This is a genomic window from Aceticella sp. 75b-Ac (assembly GCF_056032965.2).
Window position 1 is genome coordinate 1,758,729 of record NZ_CM190971.1, and the last position, 25,371, is coordinate 1,784,099.

Annotated in this window: 32 protein-coding genes, 2 pseudogenes and 1 riboswitch; of the genes and pseudogenes, 22 read left to right on the forward strand and 12 right to left on the reverse strand. The window is 33.0% G+C overall.

Annotated elements, in window-relative coordinates; genetic code table 11:
* Positions 1–193: 193 nt before the first annotated feature.
* The 4 genes from AC0LWJ_RS09010 to AC0LWJ_RS09025 are packed head-to-tail and all read left to right on the forward strand — an operon-like array spanning position 194 to position 2,820.
* The gene (locus AC0LWJ_RS09010) at positions 194–862 is read left to right on the forward strand and encodes an energy-coupling factor ABC transporter permease (RefSeq protein ID WP_474237826.1); all 669 of its coding nucleotides are present in this window, start codon (positions 194–196) and stop codon (positions 860–862) included.
* A 1-nt stretch (position 863) separates the two neighbouring features.
* A complete protein-coding gene (locus tag AC0LWJ_RS09015; protein WP_474237784.1) occupies positions 864–1,178 on the forward strand; it encodes an energy-coupling factor ABC transporter substrate-binding protein in 315 nt (104 codons plus the stop codon).
* A complete protein-coding gene (gene cbiQ, locus AC0LWJ_RS09020; protein ID WP_474237786.1) occupies positions 1,172–1,945 on the forward strand; it encodes a cobalt ECF transporter T component CbiQ in 774 nt (257 codons plus the stop codon). Before AC0LWJ_RS09015 ends, cbiQ (AC0LWJ_RS09020) begins: the two co-directional genes overlap by 7 nt.
* Before the next feature lie 2 nt (positions 1,946–1,947).
* Complete coding sequence (locus AC0LWJ_RS09025; protein WP_474237788.1) at positions 1,948–2,820, forward strand: energy-coupling factor ABC transporter ATP-binding protein; 873 nt, start codon at positions 1,948–1,950, stop codon at positions 2,818–2,820.
* Positions 2,821–2,859: 39 nt separating this feature from the next.
* Here AC0LWJ_RS09025 and AC0LWJ_RS09030 read toward each other — a convergent pair whose 3' ends face one another.
* The gene (locus tag AC0LWJ_RS09030; protein WP_474237789.1) at positions 2,860–3,753 is read right to left on the reverse strand and encodes an MBL fold metallo-hydrolase; all 894 of its coding nucleotides are present in this window, start codon (positions 3,751–3,753) and stop codon (positions 2,860–2,862) included.
* A gap of 174 nt (positions 3,754–3,927) precedes the next feature.
* Between AC0LWJ_RS09030 and AC0LWJ_RS09035 the strand changes: the two genes are divergently transcribed.
* The 8 genes from AC0LWJ_RS09035 (at position 3,928) to AC0LWJ_RS09070 (ending at position 10,466) form a co-directional block, all read left to right on the forward strand.
* The gene (locus AC0LWJ_RS09035; protein ID WP_474237791.1) at positions 3,928–4,167 is read left to right on the forward strand and encodes a hypothetical protein; all 240 of its coding nucleotides are present in this window, start codon (positions 3,928–3,930) and stop codon (positions 4,165–4,167) included.
* A gap of 43 nt (positions 4,168–4,210) precedes the next feature.
* Positions 4,211–4,669 (forward strand): methylated-DNA--[protein]-cysteine S-methyltransferase, encoded by a 459-nt coding sequence (locus AC0LWJ_RS09040; protein WP_474237793.1) that lies wholly within the window; start codon positions 4,211–4,213, stop codon positions 4,667–4,669.
* 245 nt (positions 4,670–4,914) lie between these two features.
* Positions 4,915–6,030, forward strand: a complete 1,116-nt coding sequence (locus AC0LWJ_RS09045) for an MGDG synthase family glycosyltransferase (protein ID WP_474237795.1) — start codon at positions 4,915–4,917, stop codon at positions 6,028–6,030.
* A 13-nt stretch (positions 6,031–6,043) separates the two neighbouring features.
* Positions 6,044–6,583 (forward strand): phosphatase PAP2 family protein, encoded by a 540-nt coding sequence (locus tag AC0LWJ_RS09050; RefSeq protein WP_284680013.1) that lies wholly within the window; start codon positions 6,044–6,046, stop codon positions 6,581–6,583.
* A gap of 172 nt (positions 6,584–6,755) precedes the next feature.
* Positions 6,756–7,304, forward strand: coding sequence for a (Fe-S)-binding protein (locus tag AC0LWJ_RS09055; RefSeq protein ID WP_474237797.1), 549 nt, complete (start codon positions 6,756–6,758; stop codon positions 7,302–7,304).
* A 136-nt stretch (positions 7,305–7,440) separates the two neighbouring features.
* The gene (locus tag AC0LWJ_RS09060) at positions 7,441–8,268 is read left to right on the forward strand and encodes a sulfite exporter TauE/SafE family protein (protein WP_474237798.1); all 828 of its coding nucleotides are present in this window, start codon (positions 7,441–7,443) and stop codon (positions 8,266–8,268) included.
* A 405-nt stretch (positions 8,269–8,673) separates the two neighbouring features.
* Entirely contained in the window at positions 8,674–9,570 is an 897-nt protein-coding gene (locus tag AC0LWJ_RS09065) for a cation diffusion facilitator family transporter (RefSeq protein WP_474237800.1), read from the forward strand.
* Positions 9,537–10,466: an MFS transporter gene (locus tag AC0LWJ_RS09070; RefSeq protein ID WP_474237801.1), complete on the forward strand. Its 930-nt coding sequence runs from the start codon at positions 9,537–9,539 to the stop codon at positions 10,464–10,466. The genes AC0LWJ_RS09065 and AC0LWJ_RS09070 overlap by 34 nt, the downstream gene beginning before the upstream one ends.
* Before the next feature lie 324 nt (positions 10,467–10,790).
* Here the strand turns inward: AC0LWJ_RS09070 and AC0LWJ_RS09075 are convergent, their stop codons facing one another.
* Genes AC0LWJ_RS09075 through AC0LWJ_RS09095 form a run of 5 tightly spaced genes read right to left on the reverse strand, consistent with a single transcriptional unit; the run spans position 10,791 to position 13,099 of the window.
* Positions 10,791–11,186, reverse strand: coding sequence for a putative zinc-binding protein (locus AC0LWJ_RS09075; protein WP_474237802.1), 396 nt, complete (start codon positions 11,184–11,186; stop codon positions 10,791–10,793).
* Position 11,187: 1 nt separating this feature from the next.
* The gene (locus tag AC0LWJ_RS09080; RefSeq protein WP_284680007.1) at positions 11,188–11,589 is read right to left on the reverse strand and encodes a putative zinc-binding protein; all 402 of its coding nucleotides are present in this window, start codon (positions 11,587–11,589) and stop codon (positions 11,188–11,190) included.
* Positions 11,582–12,433, reverse strand: a complete 852-nt coding sequence (gene gcvH / locus AC0LWJ_RS09085; protein ID WP_474237803.1) for a glycine cleavage system protein GcvH — start codon at positions 12,431–12,433, stop codon at positions 11,582–11,584. Before gcvH ends, AC0LWJ_RS09080 begins: the two co-directional genes overlap by 8 nt.
* Entirely contained in the window at positions 12,426–12,719 is a 294-nt protein-coding gene (locus AC0LWJ_RS09090) for a 4Fe-4S dicluster domain-containing protein (RefSeq protein ID WP_284680005.1), read from the reverse strand. The genes gcvH and AC0LWJ_RS09090 overlap by 8 nt, the downstream gene beginning before the upstream one ends.
* Before the next feature lie 2 nt (positions 12,720–12,721).
* Positions 12,722–13,099, reverse strand: a complete 378-nt coding sequence (locus tag AC0LWJ_RS09095; RefSeq protein WP_474237804.1) for a heterodisulfide reductase subunit A-like protein — start codon at positions 13,097–13,099, stop codon at positions 12,722–12,724.
* Positions 13,100–13,337: 238 nt separating this feature from the next.
* Between AC0LWJ_RS09095 and AC0LWJ_RS09100 the strand changes: the two genes are divergently transcribed.
* The 8 genes and pseudogenes from AC0LWJ_RS09100 to AC0LWJ_RS09135 all read left to right on the forward strand — a co-directional run bounded on the left by AC0LWJ_RS09100 (position 13,338) and on the right by AC0LWJ_RS09135 (position 18,197).
* Positions 13,338–13,646 (forward strand): ArsR/SmtB family transcription factor, encoded by a 309-nt coding sequence (locus AC0LWJ_RS09100; RefSeq protein WP_474237805.1) that lies wholly within the window; start codon positions 13,338–13,340, stop codon positions 13,644–13,646.
* A 121-nt stretch (positions 13,647–13,767) separates the two neighbouring features.
* Positions 13,768–14,607 (forward strand): amidohydrolase family protein, encoded by an 840-nt coding sequence (locus AC0LWJ_RS09105; RefSeq protein ID WP_474237807.1) that lies wholly within the window; start codon positions 13,768–13,770, stop codon positions 14,605–14,607.
* 247 nt (positions 14,608–14,854) lie between these two features.
* The gene (locus AC0LWJ_RS09110) at positions 14,855–15,205 is read left to right on the forward strand and encodes a class II SORL domain-containing protein (RefSeq protein ID WP_284680001.1); all 351 of its coding nucleotides are present in this window, start codon (positions 14,855–14,857) and stop codon (positions 15,203–15,205) included.
* Between the two features lie 431 nt (positions 15,206–15,636).
* Positions 15,637–16,329 carry a cobalt transporter CbiM gene (gene cbiM, locus AC0LWJ_RS09115; protein WP_474237808.1) on the forward strand — a complete coding sequence of 231 codons (693 nt, stop codon included), beginning with the start codon at positions 15,637–15,639 and terminating at the stop codon, positions 16,327–16,329.
* A gap of 8 nt (positions 16,330–16,337) precedes the next feature.
* Positions 16,338–16,655, forward strand: coding sequence for a PDGLE domain-containing protein (locus tag AC0LWJ_RS09120; RefSeq protein ID WP_474237828.1), 318 nt, complete (start codon positions 16,338–16,340; stop codon positions 16,653–16,655).
* Positions 16,648–17,472, forward strand: coding sequence for a cobalt ECF transporter T component CbiQ (cbiQ, locus tag AC0LWJ_RS09125; RefSeq protein WP_474237809.1), 825 nt, complete (start codon positions 16,648–16,650; stop codon positions 17,470–17,472). Before AC0LWJ_RS09120 ends, cbiQ (AC0LWJ_RS09125) begins: the two co-directional genes overlap by 8 nt.
* A 68-nt stretch (positions 17,473–17,540) precedes the next feature.
* A pseudogene (locus tag AC0LWJ_RS09130) lies at positions 17,541–17,918 on the forward strand (energy-coupling factor ABC transporter ATP-binding protein); the annotation flags it as partial.
* A 15-nt stretch (positions 17,919–17,933) separates the two neighbouring features.
* The gene (locus tag AC0LWJ_RS09135) at positions 17,934–18,197 is read left to right on the forward strand and encodes an AAA family ATPase (protein ID WP_503031495.1); all 264 of its coding nucleotides are present in this window, start codon (positions 17,934–17,936) and stop codon (positions 18,195–18,197) included.
* 114 nt (positions 18,198–18,311) lie between these two features.
* Here AC0LWJ_RS09135 and AC0LWJ_RS09140 read toward each other — a convergent pair whose 3' ends face one another.
* The 6 genes from AC0LWJ_RS09140 to AC0LWJ_RS09165 form a co-directional block, all read right to left on the reverse strand.
* Positions 18,312–18,467, reverse strand: a complete 156-nt coding sequence (locus AC0LWJ_RS09140; protein ID WP_474237811.1) for a hypothetical protein — start codon at positions 18,465–18,467, stop codon at positions 18,312–18,314.
* Between the two features lie 94 nt (positions 18,468–18,561).
* On the reverse strand, positions 18,562–19,767 hold the full coding sequence (locus AC0LWJ_RS09145; protein WP_474237813.1) for an outer membrane protein assembly factor BamB family protein: 1,206 nt from the start codon (positions 19,765–19,767) through the stop codon (positions 18,562–18,564).
* Positions 19,768–19,782: 15 nt separating this feature from the next.
* Positions 19,783–20,409 (reverse strand): ECF transporter S component family protein, encoded by a 627-nt coding sequence (locus tag AC0LWJ_RS09150; protein WP_284679995.1) that lies wholly within the window; start codon positions 20,407–20,409, stop codon positions 19,783–19,785.
* Complete coding sequence (locus tag AC0LWJ_RS09155; protein ID WP_474237814.1) at positions 20,406–22,124, reverse strand: ABC transporter ATP-binding protein; 1,719 nt, start codon at positions 22,122–22,124, stop codon at positions 20,406–20,408. The genes AC0LWJ_RS09150 and AC0LWJ_RS09155 overlap by 4 nt, the downstream gene beginning before the upstream one ends.
* Positions 22,097–23,026 carry an energy-coupling factor transporter transmembrane component T gene (locus AC0LWJ_RS09160; RefSeq protein ID WP_474237816.1) on the reverse strand — a complete coding sequence of 310 codons (930 nt, stop codon included), beginning with the start codon at positions 23,024–23,026 and terminating at the stop codon, positions 22,097–22,099. The genes AC0LWJ_RS09155 and AC0LWJ_RS09160 overlap by 28 nt, the downstream gene beginning before the upstream one ends.
* A gap of 16 nt (positions 23,027–23,042) precedes the next feature.
* Entirely contained in the window at positions 23,043–23,819 is a 777-nt protein-coding gene (locus tag AC0LWJ_RS09165) for a DUF4430 domain-containing protein (protein ID WP_474237818.1), read from the reverse strand.
* Positions 23,820–23,922: 103 nt separating this feature from the next.
* Positions 23,923–24,109, reverse strand: a riboswitch (cobalamin riboswitch).
* A gap of 482 nt (positions 24,110–24,591) precedes the next feature.
* Here AC0LWJ_RS09165 and AC0LWJ_RS09170 point away from each other — a divergent pair.
* Both AC0LWJ_RS09170 and AC0LWJ_RS09175 read left to right on the forward strand, forming a co-directional pair.
* Positions 24,592–25,152 carry a 4Fe-4S dicluster domain-containing protein gene (locus AC0LWJ_RS09170; protein WP_474237819.1) on the forward strand — a complete coding sequence of 187 codons (561 nt, stop codon included), beginning with the start codon at positions 24,592–24,594 and terminating at the stop codon, positions 25,150–25,152.
* A gap of 47 nt (positions 25,153–25,199) precedes the next feature.
* A pseudogene (locus AC0LWJ_RS09175) lies at positions 25,200–25,319 on the forward strand (hypothetical protein); the annotation flags it as partial.
* Positions 25,320–25,371 lie beyond the last annotated feature (52 nt).

The window sequence follows — 25,371 nt, forward strand, 5'->3', positions numbered from 1 at the left end:
TCAAGCATATATTTATGTTAAATTATCATATTTTCACATAATATATACATAACTTGTCCCTGTAAAGCCTCTTAACAAAAGTTAAGGGGCTTTAAATATTATAAAAAAGGAGTGTTTAGCTTTGTTTAAAAAACAAAAAGTAGTATCAATTTTACCATTTTTATTAATACTTACACCATCAGTGGTTTATGCCATGCATATTATGGAAGGGTTTTTGCCGCTTAAATGGTGCATATTTTGGGATGTTTTGTCACTGCCTTTTGTCTTGTATGGATTGTTTTCTATTAATAAGCTTGTTAAGGCAAATCCAAAGATGAAGATGCTTTTAGCTTTTGCCGGTGCTTTTATCTTCGTTGTATCCGCACTAAAGATTCCTTCTGTAACAGGCAGCTGTTCTCATCCAACAGGGTGTGGTCTTGGAGCAATTTTATTCGGACCTACGGCTGTTGCTGTATTAGGATTGATTTGCCTTATTTTTCAGGCGCTTTTGCTTGCGCACGGGGGAATAACAACACTTGGTGCAAATACGTTTTCGATGGCAATTGTAGGACCATTCGTTTCATATTTAATATACAAGGGAACAAGAAAGGCAGGAGGGCCTCAGTGGTTGGCAGTTTTTTTGGCAGCTACCTTAGGAGATTTGATGACATATGTTACAACAGCTTTTCAGTTATCTTTTGCTTTCCCATCGCCAACAGGAGGATTTATGGCATCCTGGGCTAAATTCATGAGTATATATGCAGTTACACAGATACCTTTAGCTATAAGTGAAGGTATATTAACCGTCATAATTATAAATATGCTGACAGCTTACAACAGAGATGAACTTAAAGAACTATCCGTCATTTCAAAGGAGGATTAACATGGAAAACAAAAAGAAATTTTTCACAACAAATATTGCACTTGTTTTATTGGTGATATTTATTGCCGCTGTTCCTCTTTTTTTAGTTCAAAAGGGTGAATTTGCAGGTTCAGATGATAAAGGTACAGAGGAAATCCAAAAGATTGATAAAAATTATAAGCCTTGGTTTAAGCCTATATGGGAACCGCCGAGCGGAGAAGTTGAAAGTCTTCTTTTTGCAGTACAAGCGGGGATGGGAGCTGGATTTTTAGGGTATTTTCTTGGTCTTGCAAAAGGCAAGAAAAGTGTGAATGAAAAGGAAAAAGGGAAATGTTAATTGATAGTTTCGCTTATAAGAATAACTTAATAAATGTTCATCCAGGTGAAAAAATGGCTTTTGCCATTGCAACAATGATTTTGTGTTTCAAAGCCAATATTTATATAGATTTATTAATTATATTTTTAATGGCTTTTTTGGTAATAGCAGTAGCGGGGATACCAGCTAAGGTTTATCTAAAATTAATGTCTATCCCCCTTTCTTTTCTTTTTATAGCAATATTTACTATAATTATTAATATTGTTCAAAAAGGGACTCCTTGTGTAATGTGTATTAATATTTTTAATGTAAATCTTGGGATAACAGTGGAGGGCATAAAACTTGCATCAGTCCTGTTTTTCAGGTCTCTTTCAATAGTTTCCTGCCTTTATTTTATGTCATTAACGACTCCGATGATTGAAGTTATCTCAGTCTTAAAGAAGATAAAGGTACCAGCTCTTTTTATAGAGTTTATGTATCTTATTTATAGAATAATTTTTATTCTCATGGAAACAGCTGATGAAATATATACTTCACAAAATTCCAGAATGGGTTATTCTTCAGTTAAGACAGGCTATAAATCACTTGGAGCATTAATTACCTCCCTGTTTATAAAGTCTTTGAGAGATTCAGAGGATATGTTTGTAGCACTTGAAGCCCGCGGCTATGATGGAGATTTGAATATAATAGAAAAAGATTATATGATTTCAAAGAAAAATTTAGCTTTGATTATTTTTGAAATATGTTTAATACTTTTTATTACTATAACAGGGATAGGGAGAGTATAATAATGGATAATATTCTTGAAATGAGAAACATAGATTTTAGCTATTCTGATGGAACCCATGCATTAAAGGGTGTCTCGATTGGTATTGAAAGAGGAAAAAGAACAGTTGTTGTTGGAGCTAACGGTGCAGGAAAGTCAACCATGTTTTTACATTTGAATGGTATATTAAGACCTAAAAAAGGCAAGATTTTGTTTAATGGTGAAGAACTTATTTACAAGCATGCTTTTTTATTAAAATTACGAAAAAGTGTTGGTATTGTTTTTCAAAATCCAGATGTTCAGCTTTTTTCTGCAAGCGTATATCAAGAGATTTCCTTTGGACCAATGAATCTTAATTTACCCAGACAAGTTGTAATAGACAGGGTAGAAAGTGCTATGGAAGCTACCGGAACATCGGATTTAAAAGATAAGCCCACACATTTTTTAAGTTACGGTCAAAAAAAGCGGGTATCAATTGCTGACATTCTTGCAATGGAATCTGAGGTTATTATTTTTGATGAGCCAACAGCATATCTTGACCCTAAACATATTGACCATGTTATTAATATTATGGAAGAATTAAATAAAAAAGGAAAGACTATTCTTTTATCTACTCACGATGTGGACCTTGCATATTCAATTGCTGATTATGTTTATGTTATGAAGAAAGGAACGGTCTTAGCTGATGGTTTACCGAATGAAATTTTTAGCAATGAGGACTTGTTAAAAGAAGCAGACCTAAAAAAACCATTATTACTTAAAGTTTATGATATATTGAAAGAAAAGGGGATAATAAAAGGGGATAAATTGCCAAAAGATTTAAATGATTTGAGTCAGTGTTTGAATGTCATTAACAATGAAAATGTCAAAGATATACCGGTTAGTTGCAATTCATAACGAGTTGATTCTACAAGTATAAAGACCGTCGAATTATCATTAACGGTCTTTATAAAAATATATTTTTCCATTTTCTATAAAGTAATTAATAAGGTTTTTGTCTCTCATATATGTTAGAAATGCGGAAACTGATGATAAATAAAAATAATATTGGGGGAAGTTTATAGGAAGATTATTTAACAATATCATATTTTGCAATAGGTCTTCTCTTGTTTGAGGCTGTTCTAAAATTTCAAGCAGGGTTTCTATATTGTTATTGATATTCGCAATATTTTTATCTGTAAGGTCATCAATTTCTTTTTTATTAAGTATTTTTTTTATATGGCTTATTAGGAAATAGTCTGCATCGATTTCTTTTAAGTTTTTTAGTGTTGCAATACTTTTTTCTATGTCAAATAAAAATGGCAGCGAATATTTCTTAAGGATATTTTCGCTAAATATGCTGTCGCTTAGAAAGCAAACCCTATCAGGTGTGATTACACCTATTTGTTCAATGGTATGCCCCGGCAAAGGAATTATTTGGAATTTTATATCACCAATTTTGTTCATGTTGTAATCAAGAACATGATTTACAATAGATGCCTTGTTTACATTACAGAAATCCTTTATTGGATTTGCAGAAAAGAAAATTATATTTCTAAGTTCAGGATTTTCCATGAAAACACCTTCTTTCTCAGAAGTATATACTTCGCATCCTTTATAATTATTTTGAAAATATATATTTCCCCCACAGTGGTCAAGGTGATTATGAGTATTGATAATATATTTAGGATGTAAATTATTTTCGATTAAAATATTATCAGCTTTTCTTGCCTGTCCGTTATTTATCCCTGTATCAATCAACAGGCAATTTTTATTTTTAAATATATATACTCCGATATTAGTAGAATTATCAATGTAACAAGTATTTCTATTTATTTTATTTAGTTTCATTGTTTTGCCCCCTAAAACTAAGATATGTTTATTTTTATTTTATAACAAATCGACAGGAATTTAAAATTAGATTTAATTGATGGCTAAAATAACAACAATTATATTGTTTTTATATCTTATATGTGACATAATATAACAGGAGGATTAAAATAAAAAAGAAAGGATGTGTACATAATGACACCAACATTCAGTTATTATTTTATGACCTTTTTGAATTTTTTTGCAGCCCTTGCTACGCCTATAGCAGCAATAGTATTTGTTACTTATTATATAATAATAAATAACAAAAAAATGAAAATGCTTGCTTCAATCGAAAAAAGCATTTATAAGATATCAGGCATATCACCAGTAAAAGATGAAACAGCACAAACTGATTTTGGAAAAGACTTAAATAAAGACGAAGAAGATAAATAATAATGAAACCAAATAGCAATATTTATCAGGATGTGGATTAAATATGATTTGTGATTATCTTGAAACACCTATAGGTATATTGAAAATATACTTATCAAGTAAGGGGATATGTCATATAGATATTGCGAAAGTAAATAATGACCATATATTTAATAAAAAGGGTGAAAATAGTCGGATTGATGAATGTAAAAGCCAATTATTACAGTATTTTGATGGACAACTTAAGGAGTTTGATTTAAAACTTGATATACAAGCCGCTGAGTTTCAGATGATGATATGGAATGAAGTAAAAAAAATACCTTATGGTGAGATTGCAACATATAGTGATATCGCAAAAAATATAGGTAAGCCGGGTGCTTCAAGAGCAGTCGGCGGTGTATTGAATAAAAATCCGATCCCGATTATAATCCCTTGTCATAGGGTAATAGCAAAAAATGGCAGCCTTACAGGCTTTAAATGGGGATTGAAGCTTAAAGAATATTTACTAAGGCATGAAGGTTGAAACAGTCAGTTTGATAAAAAGGTAGACTTGCTAAAAGAAGTCTTCTTTGTTTGTACAAGGGAGATTTCTTATTTTTTCATTGTTATTTTGTAAAATTTATTGGTTACAAAAAATCTTGTTAATGGTATAATATTAATTGAATAATTATTAATCAAATTAAATTTAACACAATTATAATATAATTTTAATTAAATTTTAATAATTCAATGAGATAATTTATATAGTGAGAATGAGAGGGACTGGAAATGAATAAAAAAAAGATACTGATTTTATATGAGGATATAGGGACTGGTCATAAAAGGACAGCACTTGCTTTGAAAAAGGCATTTGAGAAATATGACAATATTGAGGCTCTTGTGGCGAATCCATTTGGTGAAAAATTTCCTGGTCTTTCGAATTTAACAGCACAGATATATTTAAAAACAATTAAGCTGACACCTGATTTATATGGTTATTTGTATGAGATGGAAAGGGATAAGATTGAAAGGAAAATAAATAAATTAGTTGGAATTTCAGTATATAAATTTATAAAAGATTATGTACTGGATTATGCACCAGATGCTATAATATGTACACATCCCTTTTCTTGTTCAATATTGTCACATATGAAAAAAAATCTTGATATACCAGTATATGCAATATTAACAGATTATGATGTTCATGCATACTGGATACATTGGTATATAGATGGCTATTTTGTAGGCAGTGAAGAAATGAAAAATCAAATGATGGAAATGGGTATTAAAGAGGATAAAATTTATGTAACAGGAATTCCAATTGATGAGGCTTTTTATAAAAAAAATGACAAAACAGAAATGAAAAAAAAGCTGAACTTTGATTTGAATAAAACCCTTATACTTATAATGGGAGGGGGATTAGGACTTGGAAATATAAAAAAAGCAGTTAAGGTGTTGCAGAAGAATGAAGATTTACAATTAGCGGTTATTTGCGGATATAATAATAATCTTAAAAATACGCTATTAGAAAATACAGGAAAAAATGTATCAGTATATGGTCATGTAGATAATGTACATGAATTTATGGATGCATCGGATATTTTGATAACTAAAAGCGGTGGGTTAACAATAACCGAAGCAATAACAAAAAGGCTTCCCATAGTTGTGTTTGATCCAATTCCCGGTCAGGAGGAAAGAAATCTTAAATTCCTTCTCAAAAAAAGAATAGCATTAAGGATTAAAGATATAGATACATTGGACAAGAAAATATTTACTCTTATTAATGATAAAACTAAACTTGAGAAAATAAGTGAACGTATGGCAGAATTGACGATTATGTATTCAGCTGATAAGGTATGTGAAATTATCATAAAAAAAAGTCAAAAAAATATAATTAATGTTTAAGGAGGTATCCCCCGTGACAGCAGTTAAAAGATTGTTAATAACGGAGGACAGGAATATTTTCTATATATTAAATAAAAAAATTAAATGTAATACCTTAGATAAGATTATGCCTAAAATAACTCATATAGGAGGTCCTTACTTTTCTGTTCTTTCATGTTTATTATTTATTTTGTTAGGTAAGGACAGCTTAAAGATATCGGCTATTGAAGCACTAACAACCTTAACCAGCAGTCATTTATTTGTACAGATATTAAAAAGACTCTGTACAAGACCGCGGCCATATATGATTTTACCAGAGGCAAATACATTTAAATATTTATTAAGGGATTATTCTTTTCCATCGGGTCATGCAACGGCAAGTTTTTCATTAGCTGTATCATTTTCATTTTTCTTCCCATGGTTTGCCGCTCTATTTATTATTTTAGCAGTTGTTATAAGCATATCAAGGATTTATATGGGTTTACACTATCCCTCAGATGTTTTAATAGGTTCAAGTATAGGGATTATATTTTCATATATAACACATATTTATGTTGCAACCATCCTCTTTTGATACATTTAGACAGGGGATGGTTTTTTGCATTTATTTTGCAAAAGTTATATTGACTATAATATAATTTGGGTTTATAATAAAATAAACAAATCAAAAAAATTTGATTGAAGAGATAAGAGGGCAAAGGGACGTTTTGTTTGCCACATACTTAACTTAGAAATGGAGGATAAAAATGGAAGAATTATCGATAATTAAGGATTATAAGATGAAACTTGATTATACAGCTTGTCATGCCGGAAGCGAGAATCTTGTTGCAACATTAACTGTAGACCGCGACCTTACAGACTTACTTCCGTATATCAATGCTACAGCCGAGAAAGCAAAATATATTTCTAAGCTGAATTGGATAAAATTTAACTTTAGAGGATTCCCAGAAAAATATAAAGGCAAACCATGGACTGTTGCAATTCAAGGGGAAACAGTGTCTATAAGGTCTTTTGTAGAGAAAGATACGGCTAATAAGATTAGCGAGGAGTGTATTAAATACATCAATGATATCATTCTCCAGAGAGAACAAATTGAACCGAGTTACAAGGAATGGAAACAGCCAAAGGCAATTGATATCTTTAAATATTTGCCTAAGAGTAATTGTAAAAAATGTGGTTTTTCGACCTGTATGGCTTTTGCTGCTAAACTGGCATTAGATGAGGTATCGCTTGCGGATTGTCCGGAACTGGTGCCGGACTCGGAAAATTATATAAAGATATCAGAGATGCTCTGAGAATTTATTCATAAGCATATAAGGAGGCTTTTATTATGAAGTATGGATATACCGTTTGTATATGCTGGTGGGATGGTTATTAATTTTCCTTTTTTAATTCGCTCTACTTAAATATTAAATAAGGAGGAGATTTAACATGAGTTTAACGACAGAGATTATAATTTTACTCATAACCGGTGCGGCGGTAGGCTTTGCTTCAGGTATGCTTGGCGTGGGCGGATGCTTTATTATGGTTCCGGTTCAGTTCTGGCTTTTAAAAAGCTTAGGTGTGGATCCTACTATTGCTATAAGAGTGGCTTTTGGTACTAACTTGATGGTTGTGCTTCCTACATCCATCAGCGGTGCGATTACACATCATTATAAGGGAGCCGTCAGATGGAAACAGGGAATGCTTCTTGGAATATCAGCTTTTGCAGGTTCTTTTTTAGGTGCGTATATTGCTTCTAAGACACCAGGTGCAGTTCTTACAGAGGCATTTGGTATTGCTGTAGTTTTAGGTGCTATAAGGATGGCAACTGCAAAACCTATAAAACAAGATGAAGAGCCTGTAGATAGTGTATGGATATATGTAATATGCGGTATATTATTGGGTATTGTATCGGGAATTATTGGAATCGGTGGTGGAGTATTGATGGTACCTGTTATGGTTCTTGCTTTAAGATTTAAAATGCATGAAGCCATTGGGACATCTATGCTTATGATGGCATTTTCTGCTTTAGGTGGTGCAATATCCTACTTGATAAATGGCTTAGGAGTTGCTGGATTGCCTTCATATTCCACAGGTTATGTCAATTGGGTACAGTTCTTGGCTTTAGCAGGTACAAGTATTCCATTGGCAGTGGTTGGGTCACTAATTGCCCACAAAGTTCCTGCAAAGCAGCTAAAAACCATTTTCGTTATTGTATTCTTGTATATGGGATTAAAAATGATGGGTGTATTTGCATGGCTGCATTTGCCTATATAAATAAAAAGACACTGGGACGATTCTGTTGTCTAAAAATTGCCCTGAACATTATATAATGTTTAGGGCAATTTTTTTTGTACTTTACACTAAAGTGATGATAATTTTAAGCAAGTGGCGTAAATTTGAGATATTGGGATATATCAATAATAAAATGAAGATAATAACCTTATAACAGCATATATTAATAAAGATTTCAATATTGACTATTAATATTTTAGTAGTATAATATTAATACAATAATATAATTATTTAATTAAATATTATATATTTTTTGAGATAGGAGTTGATATTGATGTATTTATGTTAATAAACTAAAAATATTGTTTAGAAATGTGATACAATGTAAAATGAAGGAGATGTACCGTAGATTAAATTCAATAAAATGGCTGATAGGAGGAATAAATTATGGGGCATCACCATGACCATGAGGAAATAAGTGGTAAGAATCTGATTATAACAGTGTTTTTAAATTTTGCAATAACAATTGCGGAAATTGTAGGAGGTATCTTGGCTGGAAGTCTTTCGCTTATATCTGATGCTCTCCATAATTTCAGTGATGGCATATCAGTCATAATAAGCTATTTTGCTTTTAAGATATCAAAAAAGAAAAACAATGAAAGAATGACCTTTGGATATAAAAGAGCAGAAATTCTGGCAGCTTTGTTTAATGCTTTAGTGCTTGTAATTGTTTCAATTTATCTTTTTAAAGAAGCATATTTTAAATTTTTAAGACTGGAACCGGTAAAGGGTGTATTAATGATTACAACTGCAGTTATATGTCTTGCAGCCAATATATTTTCGGCTCTTATTTTAAGAAAAAATGCAGTAGATAATTTAAATGTAAAATCTGCATATATTCATATGTTGGCAGATGCTATGTCCTCATTTGGAGTTATTGTTGCAGGAATATTGATATATGAATATAAAATTTATTGGATTGATCCATTATTAACAATATTGATAGGTATCTATATTATTAAAGAAAGCTTTGAAATTATAAATGAAACATTAAAAATACTGATGCAAGGGGTACCGGATTGTATAAATCTTGATAAAATAAAGACAGAAATTGAGGAACTTCCGGAAATTAAGGATATACATCATGTACATGTATGGCAGACTAATGATAAAGATGTATATTTTGAATGTCATATTAATGTAAAAGAAGATATTAAATTGAGTCAGGTAAGAGAGATAATAAAACAGGTTGAAAGTATTCTCAAAGAAGCTTTTAATATACATCATGTTACGCTGCAAATTGAGTATGAATGTTGTACTGGTGTAGGTCTCATAAAGCAATAAAGATATGGGGACGGTTCTCTTGTCTATCTCTTTTAGGACAGGGATTAAGCATGGCAGTAGGAGGAACAATAGCATACTTTTTAAATTGGAGGTGTGTATTTGCAGCATATTCGCTTCTTTCTTTAATACCTACTATATTCTTGTTAATAAATTATAAAAAACTGCCTTCTGAAAAGAATCCTAATAGTGAAATATTAAAATCTTATTTCAGACTTATATCTGATTCAAAAAGTTTATTTACTTATTTAATAGTTTTGCTTGAAGGAATGTTTATAGTTGGGAGCTTTTCATATACAGGTTCCTATATTGAAAAAACGTACCATTATAATTACTTGAGTATAGGTTTGATACTAACTGCTTTTGGTATAATGTCCGTTATCGGAGGAAGATTAAGCGGAAAACTTGCTAATAAAATAGGGCAGAGAAAAGTTTTAAGCACAGGATTAGTATCTGCTGCCATTGCAGATTTAATCATATTTTATTTTGGTAGCAATATATATTCATTAATTATAGGAGTAGGATTTATGGGATTAGGATTTATCTTAGCTCACTCAACCTTGCTTACAAGAGCAACAGAATTTGCAGAAAAAGCGAGAGGGGCTGCAATGTCATTGGTTGCATTTTGCTTTATGGGGGGCGGCGGAGTTGGAACTGCCATTGGTGGAAAAATTATAGAAGTCTATAACTTAAATAGTTTATTTATGATATATGGGTTTGCATTATTTATAACACTTATATTAAGTTTTGTATTAATAAAGGATATATATGTTGATGATTGCTATATGCTGAAATGGAAAAGGTTGCCCATTAAAAGGCAACCTTTTTTAACTGCAAGATCCAGTCTTTTTTACTGTAAATTCATTTCCGTTTTTTATTACTTCAGGATTTTTAATTAAAAATGCAATTTTATTATCAGCTACAAATTTTACTCCTTCAATTTCTGCAACAACATCATTTTCTTTTTGTTCATCCAGAACAATATCAAGAATTGGGCCGCTTCAGCCAAAACTAACAAGAACAAACCGTGCGGCAGTTTTTTCTTCTTTAGCTAATCTTTCCTTTAAATCTTTTAAAATATCAGATTTGATTTTAATATCCATAATTCTTCCTCCCAAATTAAATCATTTTAATAATTACAATAGTTCTTTTGGTATACTAAAAAACATTGTTTGTAAAAGATGATGGCAAGCGAAACGTCCCCTTGCCACCTTGCTGCCTCTTTATATTTTATCAAATTTTTTGCATATTTCTTCTGCAACTTTATCTACCATTTTGTAGTGTTCTTCTGTTAAATCTTTTATAGAAACAGTTTTATTTAAAGCAACATCTTCTCCTAATATATCTGATACAACCACAGTATCACTTACTTTTCCGCTGTATTTTTCTGTTGCTCTTTTAGCACAGCATTTACTGCATCCATCTACTGTAATAACAGGATAGGCCTTTGCAAAAAATCTTTCTTCTTCTCCGCCTGCAAGATACAATGGAAGGCAGAGAGTAACGGTTTTACCCGGACGGAGTTCTTCAAGCATTTTTCTTGTAGCCAGTCTTGAAATAGTACCACCAAGACATTCTTCACCACTACAGGATAACACTCCAATTTTTGAATTAGTCATACTATTCAGCCTCCTTTAATATCTCATCAACTTTTGCACAAACTTTTTCTGCGAGTTCATTTACTATTTTCCACCCATCCTCTGTAAGCATTGTTGCAGTACCAGCATCTACGCCTTTATGGGTTTTCATTTCATCGACTGTTCTTAATTCTTGTTTTACTATTCCACCAGCAAGAGAAACATTTTTGGAAGCACATAATTTAGGACAGCCATCTAAGGTTATACAGGAATATCCCTTGATTTTTTCTGTAGCATCTGCATCTCCTGTTACTATATGGCCAAGGCAAACAGTTTCAGTATCATTAGGTCTCAAGTCATTTACAACCTTAAAAACTGTTTCCCTTGCCATAAGACCAAATACTTTACCAATACCACTACATGGTATAACTTTTACTTTAGACATGAAATTCATCCGCCTTTCTTTTTATTATTTCAAAGTATTTATCAAAGTCATAAAGAAACTCTTTATCACTTTCAAAGTCAGATAACTCTATTTCTGCAATCCAGCCTTTTTCATATGGATTTTCATTTATAAGTTCAGGTGATTCTACCAGTTTTTCATTTACTGCGGTAATTGTACCACTTACAGGACATACTATTTCAAAAACAGCTTTACCTGATTCTATAGAACCTGCTTCTCCAAACTGTTCTATGTTGCTTCCTACCACTGGCGGCTCAAAGAATATTATATCTGATAAACTCTGTTGAACGTAATCTGTCACACCTATTCTTGCTTTATTACCTAAAACATAAACCCAGCAGTCATTTTCATTAAAGTAAAAGCCTTTCTTTGGTATCCTGAATATAAACTTGTCTTTTGCATAAATCTCATATTCAAAACTTTCAGGAAATACACAAGAGTTGACGGTTTCTGATTTTTCCTCTTTTTTAGTAAGTTTATCAGTTATAATATCAGCAAGTTTTAATTCATTGGCTCCAATCCTTAAACTGCTTCCTATAGTTAAGTTATTTGCTTTTGCTTCATCACTTATGTTAATTTTTTGAGTAATTTTGAGCCCTTTTTCAGAGGCAAGTTTGCTGGCACATCTTGTGGCACAGCCATCAATTACAAGAAGAGGTTTTTCGGAAACTACTTTATTGTATCTTGCATCAGCTATCCTATATAAAACCGGACAAACAATTTCACTATCTGTAATTTCGGTGAGTTTTATAGCAACTTCTCTTGTAATACAACCGGCACATTTATCAAGTCCATTGCATGGAAGGATAGCATAAGATTTACTCATTACCTTCCATCTCCTTCCTTATTTCTTTAATCATTTTTGTTGTTTCGTTTTTATTTGGGAAGGATATTGCATCAACGCCACAGGTTTTACCACAGGCACGGCAGAACACAACGCAGTTGTTAGGATTCTTTACAATAAGTTTCTTTTCTTCATTTTCTCTGACTTCATAAACATCATGAGGACAGAATTTTACGCATTCCATGCAGTAGTTGCATTTATCGTAATCTATTCTTGGACTCCAATCTATTTTTTCCCTTGGAACGCCCATAAAAGTTGATTCACTCATATCTACTCCTCCTCAAGTCCTAAATCTTTTAAAGCATTTTTAACTACTTCAATGGCTTTTTCATTAGTCATATCTCTTATGTCCAGCATAACAGTGTCCTTTTCTATATCAAGACCCGCATCTTTAAAAGCCTGTTTAAACATTTTTCTTTGCATATTTGGAGCACAGGCACCAATTATCACTTTTCTACGAGCCTTTAAGAAATCAGCAAGGAATCTGTCACCATCTTCTTCACATAGTTGTGGGTGAATAAAAGCATATTCTACAGGTAGTTCTACTCTAACCTGATTGATAAAATCCCAGATATCCATTGCCTGAAATCCTGGACACTTTCCTGTACATACACACATAATAAAACCGGGTAATTGTTTTTCTTCCATAATGAAACCCTCCTAAGTTATTATTTAATAGATTTGTGCTTTATACTTTAGTATGTTCATAAGCATCTTCATAAATACATAATTAAATGCTTATATATAATTATACACGTTTATTTTTTAAAGTCAATCTTAATTTTTATAAACAAGATATGTAGTATAAAATATAAGTATTTAATTAAAAAAACATTTTTTGTAGTATAATATATAATATAGATGAAAAACCTCGGGAGGGATAAAATTGAATCAAGATGATTTAATAGTAAAAATATTTAAAGCACTTGGGCATCCGGTGAGATTTAAAATAATGAAATTTTTATGTGATGGACCTAAATGTGTATGCAAGTTAAATGAAAGGTTTGAATACAGTCAAGCAAATTTATCACAGCATTTGAGAATTTTAAAAGATGCAGGATTAGTTAAAAGTGAAAAGGTAGGTCTTGAAATGCACTACAGGCTGTATAATGACAATGTTAAAAATATTATAAAATGTGTTAGAGGATATGTGCTGGATTATGTAAATAGTTTAAAAGATAATCCACCGGATTAAAAATTGAAGAAAACATAGATATAAATTTCACTAATCGGTATTCCTTTACATTTGATGTATATGCTGATAAAATCAAATTATAAATTTACCAAGAAACAAGAAAGAAAGGTGTGGATAATAAATGAAAATTGATGCACATGTACATATTCTGTCTCCTGATTTTATAAAGGATATCAAAAAGAATATAGAAAGGGATCAACATTTTAAACTGCTTCATTCAAATCCAAAAGCCAAATTTGCTGTTGCAGAAGATGTTCTTAAAGATATGGACAAAACAGGTATAGATAAGTCCGTAGTTTTTGGTTTCTCCGCTTTAGAAATGGGAATGTGCAGAGAAGCAAATGATTATATCATTGATGTTGTAAAACGTTATCCTGACAGATTTATTGGCTTTGCTATTGTTCCTCCAAAGGATCCTGGGATGGAGAAAGAGCTTGTTCGCTGTTATGAGGCTGGGTTAAAAGGTGTAGGTGAGATAATACCAGATGCTGTTCATGTTGATATAAGTAAACAAGAGGAGATTGGAAAATTTGCCGCTTTATGCCGAGAACTTAAATTTCCGATTCTTATGCATAGCAATGAAACCGTTGGACATTATTATCCGGGGAAAGGTAAGACAGGTCCTGATGAGGCATATCTTTTCGCCATAAATAATCCTGATAATATAATTATATATGCTCATTGGGGCGGAGGGCTTTTCTTTTATGAATTAATGCCTGAATTACAAAAGGATTTAAAAAATGTATATTATGATACTGCGGCATCTCCATATTTATATAAGCCACAGGTATATGAAGCAGCAAGAACTGCAGGAGTATTAAATAAGGTTTTACTCGGGAGCGATTTCCCTTTGCTGTCCCCCTCCAGATATTACAAGGAATGGAGTCAAACAAATCTTACAGAGGAAGAAAAGTTAAAAATCAATGGGTTAAATGCATCAAGTATACTTTTATCAGAATAAAAAGAAAAATTTTATTATAAGATATATTAAAAGAAATATTTTTTTCTTTAAGAATCTTAATTTAAGAAGGATATATATTATTTTTGTCGAATAATAATATACGGCTATATGTATTCTTATTAAAATCAAAAAGCAGTAGAATATAGAAATGCAGGACGTACAGATTATATTTATAAAGAATCCTTGATATAGAAGCTTCAAGGACTTTTAAAGGTCATGAAGAAAATAATGAAAGGGTGATGAGAAGATGAAGTTTGAAGAAATTTTAAAAGGTAAAACAGCAGAAGGGAAAGAAAAACATGTTCCAATCATTGAAATAGGTAAAGGACATGGGAAAGAAGATGTGGATATTGTAAGGGTTATAGTTGGAAAAGAAGTTCCACATCCAAACACGGCAGAGCATCATATATCATGGATAGAACTTTTTGGTGTAAAAAAAGACGGTCAAGTAATTCAACTTGGAAGAGCGGCTTTTGCTCCTGTTTATACAAATCCTAATATTAGATTTCAAGTTAATGTAAAAGAATTTAAAGCATTTTGTGCTTTAGCATATTGTAATATACATGGAATATGGGAAAATTGTATTGAAGTTGAATGAACTATATAAAATGATAATGTAAATGGGGATACATATAGCCTTTGTATTCTTTTTTTGTTGTTAAGGCTTATTTAATTTTTTAATGCTACAATGTATAATTTCGTTATTTTTTTATTATACCTATTGACAACTTTACAATATAATGTTATCATAATACTGCAAGTAGCACTGCAAAATAATCGCTGAGGGGGTATGCCTTAGGGTAAAGTTAAACGATAAGCATACAGATATCTGGCAGGATTAGCAAATGTATTATTTGCAACAATGATGTATACTCTGATGGGCATAACTATTCTGTAGTAATTATTATAAAAAATTAAAAGATATATCCTGTGATGGAGGTAAAATTATAAAAATAAAAGTGGTAATAGATGTAATGCTTATAATGACTACAACAGAATAGAATCCAAAAAATTAAAGGAGGAATATTAATGCACATTCCAGACGGTTATTTAAGTCCCCAAACTTGTGCAGTTATGGGAGCTGTTATGGTTCCTGTACTGGCGGTTGCTACAAAAAAAGTGAATGAAACATTTGAGAAGAAAGATATACCGGCTATGGCAATAGGTTCTGCATTTGCATTTACTGTAATGATGTTTAATATCCCAATACCGGGAGGCACTACAGCTCATGCGGTAGGAGCAACACTTCTTGCAATAGCATTAGGCCCGTGGGCTGCAACTATTTCGGTTACAATAGCTTTATTGATACAGGCATTATTTTTTGGTGATGGAGGAATTTTAGCATTAGGAGCAAATACCTTTAATATGGCTTTTGCTGCGCCATTTATCGGATATGGGATATACAAGCTCTTGCTTTCATTAAAAACAAACAAGGTTATTTCATCAGCCGTTGGAGCTTATGTTGGTATAAATGCTGCGGCTTTTTGTACAGCGATTGAACTGGGTATTCAGCCTATTTTCTTCCATACAGCAAATGGCAGAGCTCTTTATTTCCCATATGGTTTAAAGGAATCAATACCGGCAATGATGCTTGCACACATTACAGTGGCAGGTCTTGTAGAGGCGCTTATCACAGGACTTGTTGTATATTACCTTCAAAAGACAGGTGAAGATAACATATTGTATCAATTTTCGCACAAGTTAAGGGGTGAAGCAAAATGAAAAGCAAAATGAAAAATTTATACATTATATTTGCTATTATTATACTGCTGACACCATTAGGTCTTTTAGCCCCTGGTGGAGCTTGGGCTGAATGGGGAACTGATGAAGTACAAAAGATGGTAGGTTATGTTCCTGCAGGTATGAACCGCTTTTCAGAAGTCATGAAGGCAGTACTGCCTGATTACAGCATACCAGGTTTTGATCAAAGCTTTTTGCAGCAGGCACTGGGTTATATATTTTCAGCAGTTGTGGGTATTGCAGTCATCCTGATTGTATTTGCTATTTTGAAGATGGTTATGGGTAAACCCTCTGAGAAAAATGAATAATTTTATTGAAAAAACAATTAACGGAATACAAAAAATTTTTGAGGATATGTTTTACTCTGATGAGATTGCAGATAAAAAGGGTATAATGCAGATGATTGACCCAAGGGTAAAACTAATATCAACTTTGATATTTATTATTTTAGCTAATAGCGGAAGGACTATACAATTTATGGTGGTGCTGCTTGTATATGTACTTTTCTTAGCTATATTTTCGAGAATACCAATGAAAGAATATTTTTTGAGGGTATCAGTTATTTCAATAGTGTTTACGGGTATTATTTTGATACCCTCTCTGTTTAATATAATAAGACAGGGGGAACCTCTTTTCTATATTACTAAAAGTATATATATAACAAAGCAAGGGCTTTACAGTGCTGTTATGATGATGATGAGGTCTTTTATGTCTATATCATTAGTATATATTCTGGGTTTGTCAACGAAATGGGCGAATGTAATGAGGTCCCTTAGAATATTTAGATTACCTCAGATTTTTACGGCAACCCTTGAGATGGCACAAAGGTATATATTCCTACTTTTGGAGGCAGCCACAGATATGTTTCTTGCCCGTAAAAGCAGGAATGTTGGAAAGATCACCAGTAGTGAAGGAAGAAAATTTGTAGCAGGAACCATAGGACATCTTATGATAAAGTCAAACACCCTTGGTGATGAGGTATACAGTGCAATGGTATCTCGGGGTTACACCGGCAATTTTATAACAATAGATACATTTAAAATTAGGTTATATGACTGGATATGGATAATATTTAACATTGCTTTTATCTTATTTTTAACTGTATTTATAGGGGGCTTATTTTGAATACAATACTTGAATTAAAAAATATATTTTATTCTTATACGAAGTACAGTCATGCATTGAAAGATATCAGCTTAACAATAGAAAATGGTGAAAGATTGGTCATGCTGGGATCAAATGGGTGCGGTAAGTCAACACTGCTTAAGATAATGGATAATTTACTTATACCTGATAGTGGTGAAGTAAGAGTATTTGGTAAAATTTTAAAGAATTTAAAGCCTTCTGAAGAATATGAATTCAGGAAAAAAGTAGGATTTGTGTTTCAGGACTCTGATGTTCAGCTTTTTAATACAAATGTTTTTAATGAAGTAGCATTTGCACCTCTTCAGATGGGGATGAAAAGCAATGATGTAATAAAATTAGTTGAAGAGACCTTAAAATCTTTTGGGTTATGGGAATTAAAACATAGGTCTCCGCACAGGTTAAGCGGTGGTGAAAAAAAGAAGGTTGCCCTTGCATCTGTCATGGTGATAAATCCTGAAATTTTGCTTTTAGATGAACCTACAAATGGGCTTGATCCGCGATCAAGAAAATGGCTTGTAAAGAAATTGATAGAATTAAATGCTAATGGCACAACAATAGTCGCCGCGACACATGACCTTGAAGCTGCAAGAATTCTTTCAAATAAAATTATAGTTATGAATGAGGACCATCAGATTGAGGCTGAAGGTGAGACAGAAGAGATTCTCAATAATGAAGAACTTTTATTGAGGGTCAATCTTATATAGGGTATAAAAGCTTATTATTATTTTTTTGTTTTTATATATTTATACAATCTTGAAACATATAAAAATCCCCTTAATTTTTGCAAGGGGATTTTCAGGTTTATGACCTTTGGTATATTATTTTTTTTCATCTTCTTTTTTATTTTCAGGTTTATTAATTTTATTGATATTAAAAAGCTTATCTGTCCATTTAACAAAAAGTACCTGAATCAAAAGTAAGATTGTAGTTGTTGCAATTGCAAAAAGAGAAATAATTAAAAAATATTTTTCCATTAAAATTCTTCTCCTAAAAATTATAATTTAATAAAAAATTTATATTACAATATTAGCATATTTAAGATTAAATATCAAGCGTATTAATTTACCCTTAAAAAATGGATGAATATTGAGGCTTTAATTTTATCAGTAAAATACTGCTTTCTGAGTTTTTATCCGTCCCTTTTCTTCCTGCTATGACATAACCGCCATCATTAGCTTGGAAAATCCCATAACCGCAGTTAAAGCCTCTGCCCTCTATTGCCTTTTCCCAAATCCGGTTGCCATTTTTATCTGTTTTAACAATATTAATGTCATAACCGTTTTTATTTGTTTCTTTCTTTCCAGTAAAGATATAGCCACCGTTTTTTGCACGGCATACGGCATATGCCGAATTTGATGTACTATCGCCGTAAGTCTTTTCCCAAAGCTTATTTCCGTTGTGATCGGTTTTTATTAAGTATGAGGCAAAACCTCCTCCTTGATTTGTAGTTATTTCTTTCTCTCCTGCGATTAAATATCCATTGTCATAGTTTTTTATCAAAGACCAACCATAATCACAACCTTTTCCCCCATAGGTTTTTTGCCAGATTAATTTTCCATTGGAGTCAGTTTTTATAAGATATACCTTGGGATTTTTTGTTCCTGTTCCAAAAGAGGCTGAATTTCCAACAATGATAAATCCACCATCATTGTCCTGCTGTAAAGCGTATCCGCAGTCGGATTCTTTACCGCCGTAGGTTTTTTGCCAAATCTCTTTTCCTGAGGAATCAATTTTGATCAGGTAGACATCATATATTCCGGCACCGAATGATTCCGTACCACCGGCAACGGCGAAACCGTCTTTAGTTTGTATTACGGACCAGCCATAGTCACAGTGGCTTCCTCCGTAAGTCTTTTCCCATATCCTATTTCCGTTTTTATCTGTCTTTACCACATATACATCATGGTCATAACCGTATTTTGATTTTGTTTCACCTACAATAAGGAAGTTGCCATTATTTACTTCTATTACACAGTGTCCACTACTGTATCCATTGCCGGTATATGTTTTAAACCATAGTTGATTTCCATATTTATCAAATTTTGATAGAAAAACATCAGAGCCGTCTTTATATGATGCACTCCAGCCGGTTAATACATATCCTCCGTCTTTTGTCTGTATTACAGAATTGCCTTCACCTTTTCCGAAGGCTTTTTCCCATTCTATTGTCGGAGCCTCAGTAGAAGCAGTATTTTGATTTTTAATAAAAATTATGCCTGTTATTGTTATAATTAGAATAAGCGTCAACAATAAGAAAATCAATGATTTTTTCATTGAGTTGTTGCCTCCTTATAAAGATTTTAAATACTGTATATTCATTTTTTTATGAAAATAACTTAGAATTTTTACGGTTTGTGAACCTAAGGCTAAACAAAATAGAAGATTTCCAATTGCCCTCATTGAATCAAAGCTGAATCCTGCAGCCCATGTTAGGATATAGGTTTTTAATGTCAATGGGTTCATAAAGACACTCCACTGCCATAAATCCATGATAGCGCCATAAAGATATCCCCATATAAAACAAAGTACTGTTAAGGTTTTATTGCCGGCGTGTGGGAAAATAACCTTAATCACTGCTCCGGAAATTCCAACCATTCCCCAGCAAATCATCTGCCATGGGGTCCAGGAACCTTGCCCCATAAAAAAGTTTGAAATTAATGGTGTCATAGCACCTACAAAGAAGCCAACCCTTGCCCCATATACAAAGCCTGAAATTTCAACTAAAAACATTGTGGGTTGCAAGAAAAGCAAGCCAACACCTGTTACTGCTCTGCCGGCTGCACAAATAGCAGCCAGTACTGAAATAATAGATACCTGACGTGCATTTAATTCGCCTTTTTTCTCCATACCGTACATGAGTATAGCAACAGATAAAATACCAATTAAGGTTGTATATAGACCCCAGTTTATTTTCATCGTATGTTTACCTCCATTTTTTGTTCTGCTGACGAAAGTCTCTGTTCTAAGAGGGGAAAGATTTTATCCTTTGCTTCCTTAAAAGAAAGCACACCATCATATATACCGCGGCATATTTTTCCTATTTGTGAAGAATAGAATATAGAGGTATCCATAACCTCATGCTTTTTTCCATGGCTTACAATCCTTCCGGCAAACATCATTACGATACTTTCGGCAAATTCAGCGGCAAATTCTACATCATGTGTTACTACTATAACTGTGGTGCCCTTATTTGTTTCATTATGCAAAAAGTTGCCAAGTTCTTTTTTTAGGCTTAAATCAATGCCCCTCGTTGGCTCATCAAGAATGATAAGCCTTGGCTTTGTAACCAAAACTGATGCTAAAGCGACCCTTTGTCGTTCACCACTGCTTAAGTCCCATGGATTTTTACTTCGGTATTTTACCAAATGAAAGGTTTCTAATATTTCCTCAATGATAGATAAATCCTTCAAGTCAAAATTTTTCATTGTAAAAAGAAGTTCTTCTTCTATTGTGTCATGAAAAAGATAATCATTAGGATTTTGAGACAAATATGCTGTAAATTTCCGAATTTCTTTAAAGCTATTTTTGTCAATGTTCTTTCCAAACATCTGTACAGATCCGCGATCAGGTTTTAAGAGTCCTGTTAAGACTTTCAGCAAAGTTGATTTACCAGCACCATTTTCACCCATGATGGCTAAAAATTCGCCCTCTTTTATATTCAGGCTTACGTTTTTTAATACCTCCTGTCCATCTGGATAGGTAAACCATAGATTTTTTAAAGAAACTATGCTTTCCCGTTCTTTTAAGTTTTCTGAACAAGTTTTTTTACAGGTTAAAATTTCTTGCTTAATATCAGGAGAGGTATCTTTATTAAAAAATGAATGTAAAAGCTTTCTTCCTTCTTTTACTGTTATAGGGACAGAAGGGAAATCTAAGCTTGCAAAAAATCTTGCCACAGGAGGTATAAAAGGCAGGTTCTTTTTTATAATTTTATGAGATACTTCCTGAGGTTTTCCATCGCAAGCAATTTTTCCATTTTCCAGCAGAATAACCCGATCTGCCAAATGGAAACAACGCTCCAACCGTTGCTCAATCATAATTATAGTAAAACCCATTTCTTCATTGAGCCGTTTTACCAGATTCAAAATTTCCTCAGCTGAAACCGGATCCAGTTGCGATGTAGGTTCGTCAAGCATAAGAACATGTGGCTGCATTGCCAAGACAGAAGCCACTGCCAGTTTTTGCTTTTGACCGCCTGAAAGATTCGCTGTAAAAGAGTCCATAATTGGAGATAGATTCATAAAACTGACGACTTCGGCAATCCGCCGAAGCATTTCTTCAGGACATAGCCCAAGATTTTCAAGACCAAAGGCGATTTCTGCCTCTGCATATGTCTGTACAATCTGTTTTTCCGGGTCTTGGAAAACCATTCCAATTTCTCTGCATAATTTTCTCCGATCCATTTTTCCGATGTCATTACCTTTAAAAAAGACTTTGCCACCGATTCTGCCTCCATAAAAATCAGGAATCAGCCCATTTAATACCCTGACAAGAGAAGATTTTCCTGAACCCGACCCGCCTATAACAAGGATAAAATCCCCTTCTTCAATTTCAAGATTAATATTATCAAGTGCAGGTGTATTTGATTCAGGATAAAAATATGTTAAATTTTCGACTTTAAAAAGCGACAATTTTTCCACCCCTCTTTTAAAATAAGCGGTATAGACAGATAAAAGATTACTATTAATAAAACAATCAGTGTTGTGCTGTTTTTAATAAGGTAATCTGCTTCAGGATAAAAGGTATACTGTCCATACCCATATTGAAATCCCCAAAGTGCAAAAAATAACCCCAAGAAACTGCCGATAATAATTATAATATCCCGGGGTCTTATTATGCTTCGTTTGTATACGGAACGTTTACCACTTCCATAAGCCCTTGCTTGCATAGATTCAGCAATCTCCATAGCACCATGCAGGGAGGATAAAAGCATAATATTATAGAGATAAGAATATTTTTTAGTTCTATTCCATAAACTTCCTTCATCAAAATCAACCCCACGTAATTCCTGTACCTCTTTAATTCTTTTCAAATCCCTGACCATCGTAGGAAACATTCTTGTTGATAGAGAAATCATTAAAATAGATTTTGCTGCAACGAAGGAAAAAAGATTTAAAACCTTGTCCGGATTTATCATCAGGTTATACAGACAAAATATGCTTATTACAACCAAAAGCCTTATGCTTGAAGCAACTCCAAAATACAAAGCCTCCATCGATATATCGAGTTTGCCAAGAAAGGGAAGGTTGGGACCATGCCAAATGATTGTATTGCCTGCTTTTATTACAATGGGGTTAATAATCATGATAATAAGCATTAAAAAAACACCGGCTTTTAAAAATCCCTTCCATGCCTCAAATCCATCCACATTGATAATTAATATGGCAAGTAAAATCAGCATTGATAACAGATAAAGGGGATTTTCATATATAAGGCTTAATATAAGAAGTACCGAAAGATATATTAAAACAGCAGCAGGATGAAAAGTTTGCAAAAAAAGTCCTTTTTCCTGATAAAATAACTTCTCAAACATTTTTGTATCCCCTTTACTATTTATGAAGCAGACTATCCCAGGAAGGAGGCGGCTGGTCCATACTTTTGCTGTACCACCATATAATTTTATCACCTGTTTTCACCGGATGTTTATCAGCCATATGATTTGGAACCTCACCATTTACTGAGTACATCCATCCACTCATACCGCTGTTGGCTTGACCTGCAATGGAATCAATGAAATCAGGCCATGTTGGCTTTCCGACATAAGGAAGACCTGTGGCATCAAGTGCACCAAGGGCAGTTGTACCCCATTTATTATTATCTTTTACAATAACCTGCTGTGGTTTAAAGAGAAACTCGCCATTTTTTCCGACAACAGCAATCCATACCCTGCAGCCATTTTCAGGGGTTACAGATGTTGCATTATTGCTGGAATTTGTACCATTGGTTGATGCATCAGCCTGTTGATTTGTGGTTGTGCCAGATTGATTTGCATTTGCAGCAGTCTGTGTTTTGTTATCGGCATTTGTTTCTGAAGGACTGGATGCAGGCTGAGAATTATTTTCTGAAGAAGACGCTTTCTGGTTATCATTCGTTTGATTTGCATTTGCTGAAGACTGACCCTGATTATTTTTAAGATTGTTATTTGTCTTGCTTTCTTCTGATTGCTTATATTGCTGTTGAGGATGAAAAACCTTGTTCATATAAAGTGCAGGTACAGCAACCGTTGCAATGATAATCAAAAATATTGCAAGATAAGTAAGTTTTTGTTTCATCAAATCACCCCAAGTTAAAATATTAATAAAGGCTTTATTCAAGCTCCTTCCCATGTTATTTTACAGGATGGATTTGAATAAAGCCGGCTATTGGTGGTAGTTAAAAACTTCCATACCACAAACAAAGACAATTTCCCCATCCTGCGTAAGGAACATTGTGATATCACAGGTTTCAGGTTTCCTGACTAAGGTTCATTGTTTCTCCACGCCTTCCCGGGTTTTACCAGTGGCATTATGTGGAGTCACTCCCCTTCACAGTGGCGCGACCGTGCCGGATTTACACCGGCTTCCCTTTTGCCTGCTGTAGTATTTACTTTAGTGATATATAAACATGTGCTTTGAATAGATTATATATAAAATTTCAGGGCATGTCAAGAATCTGTCACAGGAAAGATATTATCTTTAAATATACTAATGTTTTTCATGATTTCATTGACATAACATAATCATATATTATATAATAATAAAAATAGATAAAAGCAGCACAGTTCTTAGTTATCGAATATACAAAGTAAAGTTCACTAAATTACGTTATAAAAAATAAAGTATAAGCTATAACAAATATGCAAAAAATGTATGTAAAATTTAAGTAAACCTTTAATTAATTAAAAATTCCTTTATATCAAGAAAAGAAATGGCAGTTTTGTTTCTGTTGTAAACAGTCAAATTTAAAGAAGGAGGGTTTATTATGCAGCAGAAGGAAACAAATAAAGTGCTTACTGTATGTCCTTATTGTGGTTGTAGGTTTTATATTTTAACATTAATGTAAAAAGTTGAAATAGAAGAATTATATATACATTGTAAATAAAGAAGGGAAGATGATAAAATGGCTAACCGTTTTGTAATTGCTAATCCAAACTATTGTCTGGGTTGTTATACATGTATGGTTGCATGTGCTTTTGTGCATAAAGAAAATGGGTTGCAACCTTACCCGCGTCTTTACATTACGTATACGAGTGAAGGTACAATGCCTATACAGTGCCGTCACTGTGAAGATGCTCCATGTGCCAATGTATGTCCTGTAGGAGCGATTAAAAAGGAGGGGGATGCTATAATAATAGATGAGAAAGCCTGTATAGGATGTAAGACTTGCTTATTAGCCTGTCCATTTGGAGCTATTGACTTTTTACCTCAATATGACTCTGAACAGGAAACATTTCAGTGTGTAAAAGAAGGGAATAATAAAGAGGTAGAAACTATGGAACAGAAAATTGTTGCTGTAAAATGTGACCTGTGTTATTTCAGGGAAGAAGGTCCGGCTTGCGTACAGTTTTGTCCGACTAAGGCTTTGAAATTAGTTAAAGAAGAAGAAACAAGGAATGTAATTAAAAATAAAAGGGTTACTAATGTTGAAAGATTAGTTTCTGTTTATGAAGGAAAAGAATAGAAGCCTTTTTTCCATAGTAAGTATAATTTAAAGAAGGAGGGTTTATTATGCAGCAGAAGGAAACAAATAAAGTGCTTACTGTATGTCCTTATTGTGGCACCGGCTGTGGACTTTATATTAATGTAGAAAATGGAAGGATAGCAGGTATTGAAGGAGACGAACTTCATCCTATAAATAAAGGGGAATTGTGCATAAAGGGATATTATGGATACAAGTATG

What these genes read in the sequence shown, in the direction of transcription:
- AC0LWJ_RS09120 (WP_474237828.1), top strand. Translation starts at nt 16,338, where the DNA reads ATGAAAAATTTATACATTATATTTGCTATTATTATACTGCTGACACCA.
- AC0LWJ_RS09015 (WP_474237784.1), top strand. Translation starts at nt 864, where the DNA reads ATGGAAAACAAAAAGAAATTTTTCACAACAAATATTGCACTTGTTTTA.
- AC0LWJ_RS09075 (WP_474237802.1), bottom strand. Translation starts at nt 11,186, where the DNA reads ATGACTAATTCAAAAATTGGAGTGTTATCCTGTAGTGGTGAAGAATGT.
- cbiQ (WP_474237809.1), top strand. Translation starts at nt 16,648, where the DNA reads ATGAATAATTTTATTGAAAAAACAATTAACGGAATACAAAAAATTTTT.
- AC0LWJ_RS09040 (WP_474237793.1), top strand. Translation starts at nt 4,211, where the DNA reads ATGATTTGTGATTATCTTGAAACACCTATAGGTATATTGAAAATATAC.
- AC0LWJ_RS09095 (WP_474237804.1), bottom strand. Translation starts at nt 13,099, where the DNA reads ATGGAAGAAAAACAATTACCCGGTTTTATTATGTGTGTATGTACAGGA.
- AC0LWJ_RS09135 (WP_503031495.1), top strand. Translation starts at nt 17,934, where the DNA reads ATGGTGATAAATCCTGAAATTTTGCTTTTAGATGAACCTACAAATGGG.
- AC0LWJ_RS09055 (WP_474237797.1), top strand. Translation starts at nt 6,756, where the DNA reads ATGGAAGAATTATCGATAATTAAGGATTATAAGATGAAACTTGATTAT.
- AC0LWJ_RS09110 (WP_284680001.1), top strand. Translation starts at nt 14,855, where the DNA reads ATGAAGTTTGAAGAAATTTTAAAAGGTAAAACAGCAGAAGGGAAAGAA.
- AC0LWJ_RS09070 (WP_474237801.1), top strand. Translation starts at nt 9,537, where the DNA reads ATGTTGTACTGGTGTAGGTCTCATAAAGCAATAAAGATATGGGGACGG.
- AC0LWJ_RS09035 (WP_474237791.1), top strand. Translation starts at nt 3,928, where the DNA reads ATGACACCAACATTCAGTTATTATTTTATGACCTTTTTGAATTTTTTT.
- AC0LWJ_RS09090 (WP_284680005.1), bottom strand. Translation starts at nt 12,719, where the DNA reads ATGAGTGAATCAACTTTTATGGGCGTTCCAAGGGAAAAAATAGATTGG.
- cbiM (WP_474237808.1), top strand. Translation starts at nt 15,637, where the DNA reads ATGCACATTCCAGACGGTTATTTAAGTCCCCAAACTTGTGCAGTTATG.
- AC0LWJ_RS09140 (WP_474237811.1), bottom strand. Translation starts at nt 18,467, where the DNA reads ATGGAAAAATATTTTTTAATTATTTCTCTTTTTGCAATTGCAACAACT.
- AC0LWJ_RS09065 (WP_474237800.1), top strand. Translation starts at nt 8,674, where the DNA reads ATGGGGCATCACCATGACCATGAGGAAATAAGTGGTAAGAATCTGATT.
- AC0LWJ_RS09105 (WP_474237807.1), top strand. Translation starts at nt 13,768, where the DNA reads ATGAAAATTGATGCACATGTACATATTCTGTCTCCTGATTTTATAAAG.
- AC0LWJ_RS09030 (WP_474237789.1), bottom strand. Translation starts at nt 3,753, where the DNA reads ATGAAACTAAATAAAATAAATAGAAATACTTGTTACATTGATAATTCT.
- AC0LWJ_RS09145 (WP_474237813.1), bottom strand. Translation starts at nt 19,767, where the DNA reads ATGAAAAAATCATTGATTTTCTTATTGTTGACGCTTATTCTAATTATA.
- AC0LWJ_RS09010 (WP_474237826.1), top strand. Translation starts at nt 194, where the DNA reads ATGCATATTATGGAAGGGTTTTTGCCGCTTAAATGGTGCATATTTTGG.
- AC0LWJ_RS09170 (WP_474237819.1), top strand. Translation starts at nt 24,592, where the DNA reads ATGGCTAACCGTTTTGTAATTGCTAATCCAAACTATTGTCTGGGTTGT.
- AC0LWJ_RS09165 (WP_474237818.1), bottom strand. Translation starts at nt 23,819, where the DNA reads ATGGGAAGGAGCTTGAATAAAGCCTTTATTAATATTTTAACTTGGGGT.
- AC0LWJ_RS09160 (WP_474237816.1), bottom strand. Translation starts at nt 23,026, where the DNA reads ATGTTTGAGAAGTTATTTTATCAGGAAAAAGGACTTTTTTTGCAAACT.
- cbiQ (WP_474237786.1), top strand. Translation starts at nt 1,172, where the DNA reads ATGTTAATTGATAGTTTCGCTTATAAGAATAACTTAATAAATGTTCAT.
- AC0LWJ_RS09025 (WP_474237788.1), top strand. Translation starts at nt 1,948, where the DNA reads ATGGATAATATTCTTGAAATGAGAAACATAGATTTTAGCTATTCTGAT.
- gcvH (WP_474237803.1), bottom strand. Translation starts at nt 12,433, where the DNA reads ATGAGTAAATCTTATGCTATCCTTCCATGCAATGGACTTGATAAATGT.
- AC0LWJ_RS09045 (WP_474237795.1), top strand. Translation starts at nt 4,915, where the DNA reads ATGAATAAAAAAAAGATACTGATTTTATATGAGGATATAGGGACTGGT.
- AC0LWJ_RS09150 (WP_284679995.1), bottom strand. Translation starts at nt 20,409, where the DNA reads ATGAAAATAAACTGGGGTCTATATACAACCTTAATTGGTATTTTATCT.
- AC0LWJ_RS09080 (WP_284680007.1), bottom strand. Translation starts at nt 11,589, where the DNA reads ATGTCTAAAGTAAAAGTTATACCATGTAGTGGTATTGGTAAAGTATTT.
- AC0LWJ_RS09060 (WP_474237798.1), top strand. Translation starts at nt 7,441, where the DNA reads ATGAGTTTAACGACAGAGATTATAATTTTACTCATAACCGGTGCGGCG.